The organism is Pseudanabaena sp. FACHB-2040, from assembly GCF_014696715.1.
Lineage (GTDB): Bacteria > Cyanobacteriota > Cyanobacteriia > Phormidesmidales > Phormidesmidaceae > JACVSF01.
The window spans coordinates 512,881-526,016 of the sequence record NZ_JACJQO010000022.1 but is presented as its reverse complement, the minus strand read 5'-3'; the positions used below and the strand labels follow the sequence as shown (position 1 = coordinate 526,016).

The window sequence follows — 13,136 nt, the reverse complement described above, 5'->3', positions numbered from 1 at the left end:
GTCCTACTTCTTGAAGATTCAGCTTATGTCTATGTCATCCATTCAACGCTCCTTAATTCCTGCAGCCTGTATCGCTGGTGCCATCTTTGCTGTCTCCACAGCACCGCTAGCGATGTACCGTTCCGAAGTTGTTGCTGTTGAGCTAAAAAACCGCCCTCTTTTTTCTGCTGAAGTTCGAGATCTAGCAGGTCCCTATCTGGGGCTCACAGGCATTATTAGCGTCTCGCTCGGGGCGAGTATCATGGGATTTGCAGGATGGCGTCAAGCATCTCGGAAATCTGAGGCAGCTGAATCTAAACTATCTGGCCTGCAGCAAGACCTGCTTGTTCAACAGAGTGAGTTAGAGGCAATCAAGTTTTCTGAGCTGCGCCTGCGAGCTCAACACCTAGACGCTTTTCTTGAACCTCAGTCCCCTGTAGAAGCTGTCAATCAACAGGTTCAACGGGCTCCTCTAGCAGCCGTTCCCAACCATAGTACAGCCCACACTGCCACAGTTTCCCAGGGAATGCCTGTAGTCAGTCACGCTGCTTCAGTAAACAACCCTGACACGATTTCCTACGTCAGCTACACCGACCTATCTCATCGGCAACCGGCCTCAGCAAACACTGTAAACGTCGTAAAAGACAAGGCCACGATGGCACTGTCAGCAGCTCAGTCTTATGCTAGCTATGCCCGCTCCAATGGAGCCGCAGATCTTGCAGCTGATAGCTCTAGCAATGGCGATGTGCAGGGTGGACAGCTTGACCATTTGCTGGTGCAGCTTAAGGATCTAGCTACGCAAGTTGAAGAGCTGCGGGCTGGTGGATCTAATGGCTTAGCTGCGTAGAGTCAACCTTTAATTCAGCTGTCAATAATTGCAGAGATGCCATTAGAGTGTCTCTGCAAACTGGCTTAGGTAAATGCTTTGCATACTCTAAAGAAACATCTCATGAAACAAACTTTATTGTCCCATGAGATGTTTTACGGGTTCTTTTTAGGAAGAATCAATTCAGCATATTACTCTGAGGCAGCGGCAGATTATCTTTCTCCTCAAAAGGCAGTGTTGGTGGCTGATCAAAGTCAGCAGCAGCGTTCAGATTGGATCGTCCCGCCCAAGGATCCTTTGGGGGTTCTAGGGTGAGTTGACCTACCTGCGCCTGTCCTGTTGGTAGGGCCACTGCTATTGCCTGGCTAACCTGCAGATAAGGTTCCCCAGAGGAAGTAAAGCTCAAAAGTGTATTACCTGGTTCGTCTAGGGTTGCAACCGCTCTGCGATCCACCGATCTGGAGAAAGCGCTAGGCTCAAGTGCTACCAAAAAGGTAATGGTTGAGCTAGGGGAGGCCCCTGCCGGCGGAATTGGCCTATCGAGTTGCCAGTTCTCCCTATAGCGCCCATCTGGGGCAACTTGCCAGAGATTGAGTGCTGTCTGCCAAGTGCCGTTTTCGACCTGAGCAAACTGACGATCAAGGATGACAAACTGGGTTGCCTCGCTTTCTCCATCTCCAGCTAAAGTGCCGGGATCAAAGTTGCGAATGGCTGATACACTCAACTGAGTTTTGTCAGGGAGAGATGTTTTCCCGCGCAGAGCATAGTTTCCTGGTTGGCCAGCGGGCTCAATCTGCTCAATGCTCAAAGCAAGCGGTGACGAACTGCTGGAAATCCCGATCACACTCTGCAAAGGAGTGCAACCGTAACCAATCAGAAGTACCAATATCAGGGGTAACCAAGGCGGCAAAAGTTTACGCATAAACGTTCGGAAAAGTATCAACAATAAGTGAAAAAGGTTAGGGCGCTACTTCGAAAATCCTTGTAGGTCTATTGAAATTCGATACTCAACATCCCTAAGTCAGACACGATCCATTTCCCTATATTTACTCGGAGAAACGTGCTGCTATGCCCCACTTGCCTGAATCTTCTTACACTCGTTACAGATTGTCCACCGGACTGCTTCTCTCATCACTGATTCTGAGCTATGGGATAGTAGGGCTTGGAAGTTCCACCGTAGCAGCAGAACCAGAGCCCGCCACTGATGCACTAGCAGCGCCAAACGCTGCTGCACCCGAAACTCAGCCTTCGCTACCTTCAACCGCCAACGAACCTGCAGCCGCCTTTTCCTTCGGAGCGCCCACAGGTTCGCCCTTGCGCCTCAATTCAATTAATGTTTTGCCTGCAGATTTGGCGGCTGCCCCGGCTCAGCAAGAAGCCAGTAGCACCCCATTACTGGCTCAAGTTTGGCCCGGTAGCCTTGCCCCAAGCCAGCCTGTTTCCGCTCTAGCCCAAGTTCCGCCGGTTGGGGCCGCTCCCGCTGGGATGCCCATACCGTGGCAGGTCGCCCCTCCCCTCACGGTTGCTCAAGCGGCTCAACCTGCTGGCGCACCTGCTGCCACTCCGGCAGGAACTTGGGTTATGGTCTGGCTGCCCTATGGCATGCCATATCCGGGGATGCCCGAAGCAGGGGGCAATCCCATGACCGGGGCACCCACACCTTATGGCATGGTCTATCCAGCTTGGGTGCCTATGATGCCTTCTACTGCCATGCCCGGGACACCGGGTGCAGTCAGTGCTTGGCCAACTGCGATCGCACCCCCCGCTGCCTATTCCCCGACAGGCGCTGCTCCCTGGGTGGCACCTCCAGCGGCAACAGCAGCTCCTGCCTACCCGCAACCGCAACCTTCCTACCCCTATGGACAAGCCCCTGGCTACTATCCCTATGGGCAGGTGCCTGGGGCTTTTGGTTACTTTCCGGGCAGTGTTCCTGCCCCTGTATACCCTCAGCCAATCCCCAACCAACTTCCCTTTAATACCGGGGCAACGGCTAGCTTCAGTCAACCCTCAACTGTTCCGACCTTAACTGTTCCAACAGCGCCCAGTGTCAATGTCGGTGCGGTGCCACCGCCACCGGCCCAGCCCATACCCATTATTCCTCCAGCGGCCCAGCCCACACCAGTACCGCCTGGAATTGCGCCAGCGATACCGGCTGGGACAATTCCAGGGACTGCTCCTGCCACGATCGCGCCAGCTACTGCACAGTCTCTAGAGGCTGCTACTCAGGCAGGAGCCAATGCATTTGCTGGCCCTCTGGCTCCGCAAGAGACCCTGGCATTCACCCAAACCAATCTAAATGTGGAGGGTCTCTACGTGCTGCAGGGGGATCGCTCCTCCGCTAGAGCTCGTTTAAATGCCGCCACCTTTCTGACTCCGAACGTTCTAGTAGGGGGCACCTTAGACGTTGTAACCGGGCCTGACTTGACCAGCAATGACGGCGTTCAGCTGACAGAGCTGTATCTGGCTGCGTCCATACCCGATGCACCTGGCCTGCGGTTCAGGCTGGGGCAGCTAGATCTAACCTCCTACTTTGATCGCAATAGTTTTGCCAAAGATATTGGCCGCGACTTTTTTAATCCAATCTTTAATACCAATCCAGCGCTGCTGGCCGGGGCTAACGTCACAGCCTCCCGACCCGGTGGGCTAGTGCAGTGGGCCGTCAACGATGACATTACCCTGAGTGCGTCAGCCTTTTCCTCTGCCCCCGGCATCAGTGACTTCGCGCTCGATGGTTTTGCAGGCGAACTGAGTTTCCGAACTGGCAACCTGATTCTGCGGGGCACCTATCTAACCTCTAGAGATACCCAGTTTCAGGGTACGCAGGATCGGCTCAGTGCCTACGGCGTCAACGCAGAGTGGTTTATTCCAGAGGCAAACATCGGTCTGTTTGGCCGCTACGGACGGCTAAACAATACAGACACCGGCTTCGCGACAGATACCTACAGCCTGGGCCTAAACGCCCTCGACTTGTTTATGGAGAATGATCGATTGGGGCTGGCCTATGGCCGCAATTTGTCCACAGCGTCGGTTAACGGACTAACGCCAGATGCGCTGGAGGTCTTCTATGACTTCGAAGTGTTACCTAACATTCGGGTTGGCTTTACCTTTCAACAGCTCAATCAGTTTTCGGAATCGGTTGCGGGCTTCCGCATTCGCAGTGGTCTCGATTTATCCCCCAGCCCATCCCTCGATTGAGAAATGCCATGTCTGCAAAACAAACTGTTGTCTCCCCATACTGGTTTAAGCGATTGGTTTTAGCTGGGTTGGCCATGCTGGCAGCCCCAGTTCTCTCTCTGAGCGGGCTACCGCCTACCGCTGTTTACGCCCAATCTTCGGCGGTGCGGCAGGGGTATACTCTACTGGCCCAAGATCGGGTCAGTGAAGCGATTGGCGCGTTTCAAGCGATTCTTAGGCAAAATCCCCGAGATATTGACGCTCAGTTGGGGTTGAGTATCTCCTATCGGCGGGCAGGCCGAGATGCAGATGCTCTAGCAGCCTATCAGCGAGTTTTGGAGCTGGACCCCAACAATCGGCTAGCCCTCAGCTCCCTGGGGTTCCTGGGTGAATTTCGGGCAGAATGGCAGCCGATCGGCATTCAGGCGCTGACCCGCTTGCTCGATCTAGAGCCCAACAACCTAGATGCCAGAGCCCAACGCGCCAAGCTCTACTACTATCAGGGGCTATTTTCTCAGTCCTTGGCCGACTATGCGCTGGTCTTGCCCCAGACGCAAAGTCTTGCTGTTGTCGGGGCAGCTGCAGAAGCGTACACCTACAGTGGTGACTACGCAACCGGGCTGAGTTTGTTTAACCGTTACCAGGCTGCGGGCGGAGCCGTGCGAGGCGATCAGGCGATTGCTTATGCTCAGGCGCTGCGCGAGAGCAGCAGTGTGGCCCAGGCTGTTCAGGTGCTTGAAGCAGAGCTAAACCGGACTCCAGAGTTTAATACTCAGCAGGTTCGGCTGCGGGGCGCTCTGGGTACAGCCTACGCAGCAAATGCCCAGTATCAACAGGCGCTGGAGGTTATCCAACCGCTACGAGGCCGCAGCGATGCTCGTCTCACACTAGCCCGTGCTTTGAATGCCATTGGAGAGTACAGCCGCCAAACTGCCTATTCTCAAGAGGCAGCCCAGATCTATCAAACCGTTTTAACGACAGTGCCCAATCTACCGCCAGGTATTCGCAGGGAGGCTATTGCCGTCTTTAGCAACCTGCCGGAGTGGCGACCCTCTGCTTTGCAACTGGTGCAGGCACTCAGCCGAGAAACTCCAAATGACAGCAGTTTAGTCTTTAGTCAGCAGGTGCTGGCGTATCAAACTGGGCAACTTTCCCGGACGGATTTTGTCCAGCAGGTGCGGGCAGCGTTTCCTAGCCTTCCTGGAGATCCGGCACAGGTGCGCAGTATTAGTCAAACGCTGAGCCGAGTCGATCCGCCCATTGCAGATCTGCTGCCGCTCTACCAAAGCCTGCTGGCCGCAGGATCGCCTGAGGGCTTTCTCAATTTTCGCGTAGCCCAAATTTTGATTCAGCAGGGGCAGCTAGCGGCAGCCAAGTCAGCTTTGGCTGCCTACGCGAGCACTCCAGCAGGCCAGCGGGATGGGGATACAACTCAGCTGTTGCTGGCTGATATTGACCGTCGGGAAGGCAATCTCAATGCCAGTATTCAGCGGTATCAGGCCCTAATCAGCAGCAGCCGAACTCTAGATGTTCGACGTGGTGCGCTTCAGGGCCTAGCTGCGGTATACCAGAGCCAGGGGCTCAACCGAGAGGCGATCGCACTTTACGACCAGATCATTGCTGAGAATCCTCAGGATCCAGCCTTTGCCTTGGGCCGAACATCTTTGGCTTACCAAGCTGGGTTAATTAGTGAAGCGCAGGCCGCCGCTGTTTTGAATCAGAGTTTGCAGCAGTATGGGGCTAGTACGCCGCCGCCGGAACTGATTGCTCTAGCGGCAGCTCTGCCGCCCGATCCAAGTCGGGCCGATCTATATCAGCGACTGCTGGCCGTTGAGCCTGGTAATTTGGGCCTGCAGTTGCGATCGCTCCAGGTCTTGGCCGACCGCAACCCAGCCCAGGCTAGAGCCGAGATTGCCCGACTGCTTGCCCAGTCTCCTAATAATCTTGACCTCTACTTTGTGCAGGGAGACATTGCCCAACAGACTGGCGATGAGGCCTTGGCCCGTCAGAGTTACGCCGCAATCCTGCAGCAGCAGCCCAACAACCTCGATGCCCTGCTGGCTCTAGGCGGATTGGAATTTCAGCAGGGTAACTTGGCCCAGGCAAACGAACTTTACAATCAGGCGCTAGCGCTCGATACCAGCAGCGGCGTAGCTCGCACCTCTCTGGCGGCTCTCAATGCGGTCCAAGGTCGGCCGCTGCAGGCCATTAAGGAACTGCGGGCCTGGCAACAGTTCCAGCAGGCCCAGGGCCTTGCCGATCCGCAGGTATCTGCCCAGATTCAGCAGATCGAGGCAGGGCTGTTGCAACAGCGAGGTATTCAGCCGCCTTGGGAGCGTTTTTAGGGCCAGCTTCAGAGAAGTGCCTCGTCGGCAGGATTTAGGGGTGCGTCTTAACAGTTTTCACATGCGATCGCACTCTTTGATAAAGATCAGGACCCATCGTTAACGCGTTTACCTGATCTAAGGCAACCTAGGATGAAATACCCGCATAACTGCCAGTATGCTCCCGCAATAGCAGTCGCACGCCAGCGCTTTTTAAACCGATGCTTCCCACTTCCCTTTTCGGATCTGCCTGGCATCTTGGGCGCAACCCTGGGTGCAAATGCTTCAGGCGTAGCTATGCCAGCAGGCAAGCTGTTCTCAGTTCAGTCGGCTTGGCTGTCTGCTTAGGTCTGCTGGGCTGTAGCCAAGAGGGGCCTCCAACGGCAGCTAACCCTCTTGATGAAGACCTCGCACCTACAGTTGAAACCGCAATCAACCTCGCTGGAGAGCAGCCTGGTAGAGACCCGGCAGCCCTCTCTACCGATGCTTTGCTGCAGGAGAGTTGGGCTGCTTACCGGCAGCGCTTTATTCAGGCCGATGGGCGAGTAATCGACTGGGAGGGCAACGCCCGTACCGTTTCAGAGGGACAGGCGTATGCCCTGCTGCGAGCTGTGATGGCAGACGACCCCGCCACCTTTGAACTGACTCTGCAATGGGCTGAAAGCAACCTGAGGCGAGAAGGGAGTGCTCAGGGCGACAGCCTATGGGCTTGGAAATGGGGGCAGGGCGAGGACGGTTCTTGGGGTGTTATCGACGGTAACTTCGCCAGCGATGCCGATATTGATGCTGCTACAGCCTTGATTCTGGCAGCTCGGCGCTGGAACCGTCCAGACTACGAGGCTTTGGCCCAGGAAAAGCTGGCTGACCTCTGGGACTTCTCCACTCTAATGCTGCCTGCAGTGGAAGCTCAGAACTCCCTCAGATATCTTTTGCCCGGCCCTTTGCAGGCATTTCAACCCAGCCCTGGCAAGGTCTATCTCAACCCCTCCTACCTAGCTCCCTATGCCTTTCGCCTCTTTGCTCAAGTTGATCCAGACCGGAACTGGGCCGCTCTAGTCGAGAGTAGCTACCGCGTATTGAACCAAACCAAAGACCTCTCTCCTCAGGGCTTACCTGGGGATTGGGTCGTTTTGGAAATGGCGACACAGCAGCTAGCACCCGTCGGCAGAAACAGCACTCTGAAAAGCCACTATGGCTTTGATGCCTACCGGGTCTGGTGGCGAATAGCGCTAGATGCCGCCTGGTTTGGAGAACCTAGAGCCGACCGCTTTTTGACCGAACACCTGGGCTATTTAAAGACCCAGTGGGAGAGCCAAAAAAACATTCCAGCCGTGCTGGATCTCAAGGGGCAGGCCCTCGTAGATTACGAAGCGACTGCCCAATACGCCATGCTCTACCCAGCTTTTCTACGGATAGAACCACAGATTGCTGAAAGTCTACGCCGAGAAAAGCTGTTAACTGCCTACCGCCAAGGAATTTGGGATAACAACGATGCCTACTATGTGCAAAACCTGGCCTGGCTGGGCCTATTTCCAGCTGAACGTCTGCCCGCCTCCCTATTAAAGGGAACCCCTTGATAAACAACCTTCTTCAAGCCAGTTGAACTGACTCAAACTAGCTCTTAACCCTATGCGTAATTTCATAAAGCAACTTCTATTGAAGCTCCCGAATCAGCAGCTTCGGCGGCGGAGCTGGCGGCGATCCTCAATCCCAACTAGCTCCCGTCGATCTGGCAAAACTTCTGGTTTCTGGTCAGGTCGGCGCTCAGGCTGGCTAGCCTGGGGGGCAGGCTTAGGCTGCTTGACCCTGCTGCTCTGTCTGCAAATGCCTCAGGTCATGGCTCAGTCCAATGAGGCGGTGCAAAAGCAGGAAGACGAGGTCATTCGAGAGTACTCCTTGCCCAGTCCCGCGCCCCAAGCCCCCGTCGTCAGACCCCGGCCTCGGCCCGCTGAACCCCCTGCACGGTCTGCTCCGGCCTCGCCGCCGTCCCGACAGGCCTCGCCTGCTCCATCGCCCCGGCCCTCAGCACCGGCTAGACCCCAACCTGCCCTAGCTACCCCGGCCCCAGCTGCGCCCACGCCAGAACCAGAGGAGCCAACGCCAGCAGCCTCGTCAACGCCAGCCCAACCGGCTTCAAGCCAGTATGTCCTGCAGTTTAACCGCAGCCCAGTTGTGGGCAATGCCTTGCAGCTAGGAGGGGTGCTCTCGCAGGCCCGGCTAGGCTTTACCCGGCCTCGCAACTGGCAGGTCAACTCGGCTAAGGTGCTGATTCGCTTCCGCCACTCTCCGGCTCTAGTTGCCAGTCGGTCTAACCTGACGGTGAGGCTGAACAACTCCCATCTGGGCAGCTTGCCGCTCAACCGCAAGCCGGACGAAATCGGCAACGTTCTCTTTGATGTGCCAGCTAACCTCATTCAGGACTACAACACCCTGATTATCCGAGCTCAGCAGCACACGTCTGAGGAGTGTACCGACCCGACTGATCCCACCCTGTGGACTGAAATCTTGCCCGACTCCCAGGTCGTGATGAACTATCAGCCCCAGGATGTTGCTCTAGACTTTGCTAACTTTCCCTATCCCTTCCTGGATGACCTGGGGTTAGAAGCCGATCAGCTGACCTACCTGCGCCCCAAATCGGTCGATAACCTTTGGCTGACTGCAGCGGGTCGTTTTCAAGCCGCTGCCTCCAGGTTGACTAACTTCCGAGCCATTGAGACTCGCCTGGTGAATGGCCTGGATGACATTGGAGCCGAATCTGGGGTGGTTGTGCTGGGGACTCCGGCAGAGCAGCCTGCCCTAGCTCAGCTAGCGCTGCCGTTTGCGATTAAAGACAACAAAGTTTTAGACGGCAGTGGTCAGGCTTTACCCAACGGTGTGGGCGTCCTCATGCTAACGACCACAGCTGATGGCAGTCATCCGGTATTAGTGGCCACGGGTAACGATTCGCCTGCTGTTCTCAAGGCGGTACAGATGCTGGCCCAACCCGTTGATCGGCAGCTCGCGACTGGCCAGGCAGTGCTAGTAAACGAGGTGGCTGACGTCCCTTCTCCTGCACCTAGGGACTGGCCGGGGTATTTGCCAGCTGAAGGGAATCGACTGCAGTTGAGCGATCTTCTGACAGCAGACGGCAAGCCCTACCAAGACATCACGGTAAATGGGTTGCCGGCACCCCCCCCGATTTCTATACCCCTGCATACTTTGCCCGACGATCAGTTTCTCAAAGGCAGTAATTTTACGCTCCGCTACAGCTACGGCCCCAATATCGATACGCGGCGTTCCTCTGTGACTGTTCGGATCAACGGTCAGGGGGTTGGCGGTGAGCGGCTATCGTCGGCTAAAGGTGGTAGTGACTCTATTACGGTAGAGGTGCCGCCTGCAGTTATGTCGCCCACGTCAACGCTGGAGGTTCAGTTTTTTACCTACCCTCAAACAGCGGTGATTGCCTGTGGGGAGGTGCCCGACCAGCCGATGTGGGCAACGGTTCATGGCGACAGCAGCTTTAATCTGCAGCGCACCAACATTGTGCAATTGCCTGATCTTAGGCATTTACAGGTTGGGTTCCCACTGGCGGCCCCCCAGGATTTGTCGCAGATGGCTTTTGTGCTGCCAGACAATCCTTCTGACGCCGAGGTGCTGACCCTGCTTCAGGTCAGTGGCCGGCTGGGTCGTCTCAGTCAAGCCGATTCAGTCAAGCTAGGAGTGTATCTGGCAGGCGGATTGCCAAATAATGTGCGAGAGCAGCAAAACCTGGTGGGCATTGGGCTTCGCAACCGATTTCCAATTCCTGAGGTGTTTCAACAGCCAGATCGTTTTTCGCTAGGAGAACGGTTTTTGCGGCGACAAAATCAAAGCCTGGTGCAAACCCTGCCTGACAACGCAGGCGTGATTCAGGCAGTTGCGTCTCCCTGGAGTCGCGATCGCATCTTGTTAGGTCTGACCGGCCAAAGTGAACAGGGGCTGGCCGACATTCGCCAGCTGTTCCGCCGAGACGAGCTTTTCTCCAAGCTTGAAGGGGACACAGTGCTGGTGAAGCGAACCACAGCCAACCCAGCTGAATTTAGCGACAGTGATTTTGCAGTGACGACCCTGACGCAAAACCAGCCGCGCGAGATTAATCGCAGCGGCCCGGTGACCCGTACCGTCTCCTTCATGCAGGCCAACTGGTTTTTACTGCCGACTGGCCTAGTGCTGCTGGCCCTGATTGCCTACGGTGTTTCCCAGCTCTATCTCAATCGGATTAGTAAATCAGGAGAACTGCAATGACCAACCCCTCTCCTCAAACCAATGCTCCCCTTCCGGGTCACCGGTTTACTTGGTTTAGCGATCTGGTTGACGCCCTGCCGATCTGGATGGAGCGGACCCTCGGTGGACGTGGTCAGCGCAGCGTCCTGTGGCTGCTGCTGCTGGCCCTGATCTTTTCCCTGCCGCTAATCATTACGCCGCTACCGTTGCGCCAGCAGACTGTGCTGGCGGGCATTTTAATCGCTCTAGGCTGGTTGCTAGTATGGCTGGAGGAACGCCAAAAACGGCAGCAAACCAGTGCCCACATGCACCTGCTATTGATGTGGCTCAGCATAGTAGTCACCCTGCGCTACCTGTACTACCGGACGTTTAATACCCTGAACCTAGATGGTTGGGTCAATGCGATCTTTAGCCTGCTGCTCTACGGGGCAGAACTCTATGCGATTGTGACCCTGCTCCTGGCCTATTTTCAGACGCTCAAAATTAAGGACCGCAAGGCGGTCGATATCTCCCACATTCCCCAGGAGCAGTGGCAAAGCGTTGATATTTACATTCCCACTTACAACGAAGACGTTGAGATCGTTCGCAAGACGGCCCTAGCAGCCATTGCAATCAGCTATCCGGCGAACAAAAAACACGTCTATATCTTGGATGATGGGCGCAAGTATCCTCAGCGGCGGGAGCAACTGCGGCGGCTGTGCCAGGAAATTGGCTGCACTCTGATGACGCGGGACAATAATGACCACGCCAAGGCAGGCAATATCAACCACGCCATGCGGCGCACCCCCGGGGATTTAATCCTGATTTTGGACTGCGACCACATTCCCAGCCGCAATATTTTGATTAACACCGTGGGCTTTTTCCTCAACCCCAAGGTGTCTTTGGTGCAGACGCCCCACTGGTTCTATAACCCCGACCCCTTTGAGCGCAACCTGCTGACCCAGGGTCGAGTTCCTGTGGGCAATGAGCTGTTCTACAAGATTTTGCAGCGGGGGAACGACTTTTGGAATGCGGCCTTTTTCTGTGGGTCGGCGGCGGTGGTTCGCAAGAGCCATGTGCTGGAGATCGGCGGCATTGCTGTAGAGACGGTGACAGAAGACTGTCATACCTCCCTACGGCTGCACATGCTGGGCTATGAGACGGTCTACTACGACAAAATCATGGTCGCTGGGTTAGCCCCTGAGAAATTCTCGTCTTACATTGGTCAGCAGGTCCGCTGGGCCCGTGGCATGGCCCAAATTTTGCGCTTGGAATGGCCGCTATTTAACCGTAAGCTGACTATTCCCCAGCGCATCTGCTACACCTCAGCCACCACCCACTTCTTTTTTGGGTTTCCTCGGCTGATGTATGCGATCGCACCCATTGCTTTTCTAGTATTTGGCATTAACTCTGTGCGGGGTCTGGGGCTAGAGACCCTGACCTATGCCCTGCCCTCGATATTGCTGGCCCTTAACGCCAACTACATCATTCACAGAGGCGTTCGTTTCTCCTTTTGGAACGAAATCTTTGAGTATGCTATGGCCTTTCAAGATGGCTTAGTGACGTTTATGGCCCTGCTCAATCCCAAGCTGGGTTCATTCAACGTCACCGACAAAGGATTGCAGGTAACTCGCCGCACCTTTGATTGGGGCTCTGTCCGAGTGCTGCTGATCGCTGGGCTCTTGAGCGTGCTGTCGCTGTTGATGGTGCCCTTCTGGCTAGTGACCGAGCTACAAACCTGGGATGCTGTATTGATTAACGCCATTTGGTGCATGGTCAATGTGCTGCTGCTGAGTGCGGCCATTCTAGTGGCCCTAGAGCAACCCCAGCTGCGGCAGTCCCATCGACTGGATCGTCATCTGCCCGCTATTATCTATGCCGGGCCAGAAACGTTTACTGGGGTCACCCTAGACATTAGTGAAACCGGAGCCCGGGTCATTCTCAAGAACTGGCCTAACTTGCCCGATGCCATTGATGTTGAGCTGCATGGAGACTACGGAGCCAGAGCTTTTGTCAGCGGTCGGGTCATTCGAGTGACTCCGCGTAGCGAAGACGACGTCATCTTAGCCGTCGCGTTTGAAGACATGACTCCAGTTCAGCACGATGCTCTGGTAGTGGTGCTCTACTCCGACGTCAAAGAGTGGTACTCCCAAACTAGAAACATTGCAGACAGACCGTTGGAGTCGATTAAATTCCTGGCAACCAGCTTGCTGAGGGCATTTCGGGAACCCAAACCAATGGAATCTGTGCAGGTTCGCAAGCGCATTCAAACGCCTGGTCAGGTTTACATTGAGGGGCAGTACTTTCCCTCCACAGCGCTGGAAATTAACAGCCGCACGCTGCAGCTAGCTATTAGCCCAGACCATCTCCTGTCCCTTCACCCGGAAGTGTTTACCCAGGGGCAGGCAGTGGGCGTCGTAGTCATGCCAACCCCCGAACCCGCTGACGCTGTTAAGCTGGTGGCTCAGGTGGAGCGGCTAGATCGCTCAGGGGAAGCTCCTCTGCTGGAGGTGTCTTTTCCAAAGGTGCTAGATTCGCGGCAGGGTCAGCGCATTAAAACGCTGCTCTATAGCCTCAACGATTCTGCTGTCGTAGTCTAAATTTCTGGTCTA

7 protein-coding genes are annotated in these 13,136 nt (G+C 55.5%); 6 read left to right on the top strand and 1 reads right to left on the bottom strand.

Annotated features, from left to right (window positions below):
• The first annotated feature begins 31 nt into the window (after positions 1-31).
• The gene (locus H6G13_RS25315) at positions 32-826 is read left to right on the top strand and encodes a hypothetical protein (RefSeq protein ID WP_206756545.1); all 795 of its coding nucleotides are present in this window, start codon (positions 32-34) and stop codon (positions 824-826) included.
• A gap of 157 nt (positions 827-983) precedes the next feature.
• On the opposite strand, the gene H6G13_RS25310 is transcribed toward H6G13_RS25315, so the two are convergent.
• Positions 984-1,529: a hypothetical protein gene (locus tag H6G13_RS25310; protein WP_190488093.1), complete on the bottom strand. Its 546-nt coding sequence runs from the start codon at positions 1,527-1,529 to the stop codon at positions 984-986.
• Positions 1,530-1,873: 344 nt separating this feature from the next.
• Between H6G13_RS25310 and H6G13_RS25305 the strand changes: the two genes are divergently transcribed.
• The 5 genes from H6G13_RS25305 to H6G13_RS25285 all read left to right on the top strand — a co-directional run bounded on the left by H6G13_RS25305 (position 1,874) and on the right by H6G13_RS25285 (position 13,124).
• Positions 1,874-4,000 carry a hypothetical protein gene (locus H6G13_RS25305; RefSeq protein ID WP_190488091.1) on the top strand — a complete coding sequence of 709 codons (2,127 nt, stop codon included), beginning with the start codon at positions 1,874-1,876 and terminating at the stop codon, positions 3,998-4,000.
• A gap of 8 nt (positions 4,001-4,008) precedes the next feature.
• Positions 4,009-6,324 (top strand): tetratricopeptide repeat protein, encoded by a 2,316-nt coding sequence (locus tag H6G13_RS25300; protein WP_190488089.1) that lies wholly within the window; start codon positions 4,009-4,011, stop codon positions 6,322-6,324.
• 311 nt (positions 6,325-6,635) lie between these two features.
• Positions 6,636-7,880, top strand: coding sequence for a glycosyl hydrolase family 8 (locus H6G13_RS25295; RefSeq protein WP_242028511.1), 1,245 nt, complete (start codon positions 6,636-6,638; stop codon positions 7,878-7,880).
• A gap of 79 nt (positions 7,881-7,959) precedes the next feature.
• Positions 7,960-10,566: a cellulose biosynthesis cyclic di-GMP-binding regulatory protein BcsB gene (locus H6G13_RS25290; protein ID WP_199306722.1), complete on the top strand. Its 2,607-nt coding sequence runs from the start codon at positions 7,960-7,962 to the stop codon at positions 10,564-10,566.
• Entirely contained in the window at positions 10,563-13,124 is a 2,562-nt protein-coding gene (locus H6G13_RS25285; RefSeq protein ID WP_190488083.1) for a glycosyltransferase family 2 protein, read from the top strand. The genes H6G13_RS25290 and H6G13_RS25285 overlap by 4 nt, the downstream gene beginning before the upstream one ends.
• Positions 13,125-13,136: the final 12 nt, after the last annotated feature.

Excerpts from the sequence above, each read along its gene's own strand:
- H6G13_RS25315 (WP_206756545.1), top strand. The coding sequence starts at position 32 with ATGTCATCCATTCAACGCTCCTTAATTCCTGCAGCCTGTATCGCTGGT.
- H6G13_RS25305 (WP_190488091.1), top strand. The coding sequence starts at position 1,874 with ATGCCCCACTTGCCTGAATCTTCTTACACTCGTTACAGATTGTCCACC.
- H6G13_RS25300 (WP_190488089.1), top strand. The coding sequence starts at position 4,009 with ATGTCTGCAAAACAAACTGTTGTCTCCCCATACTGGTTTAAGCGATTG.
- H6G13_RS25285 (WP_190488083.1), top strand. The coding sequence starts at position 10,563 with ATGACCAACCCCTCTCCTCAAACCAATGCTCCCCTTCCGGGTCACCGG.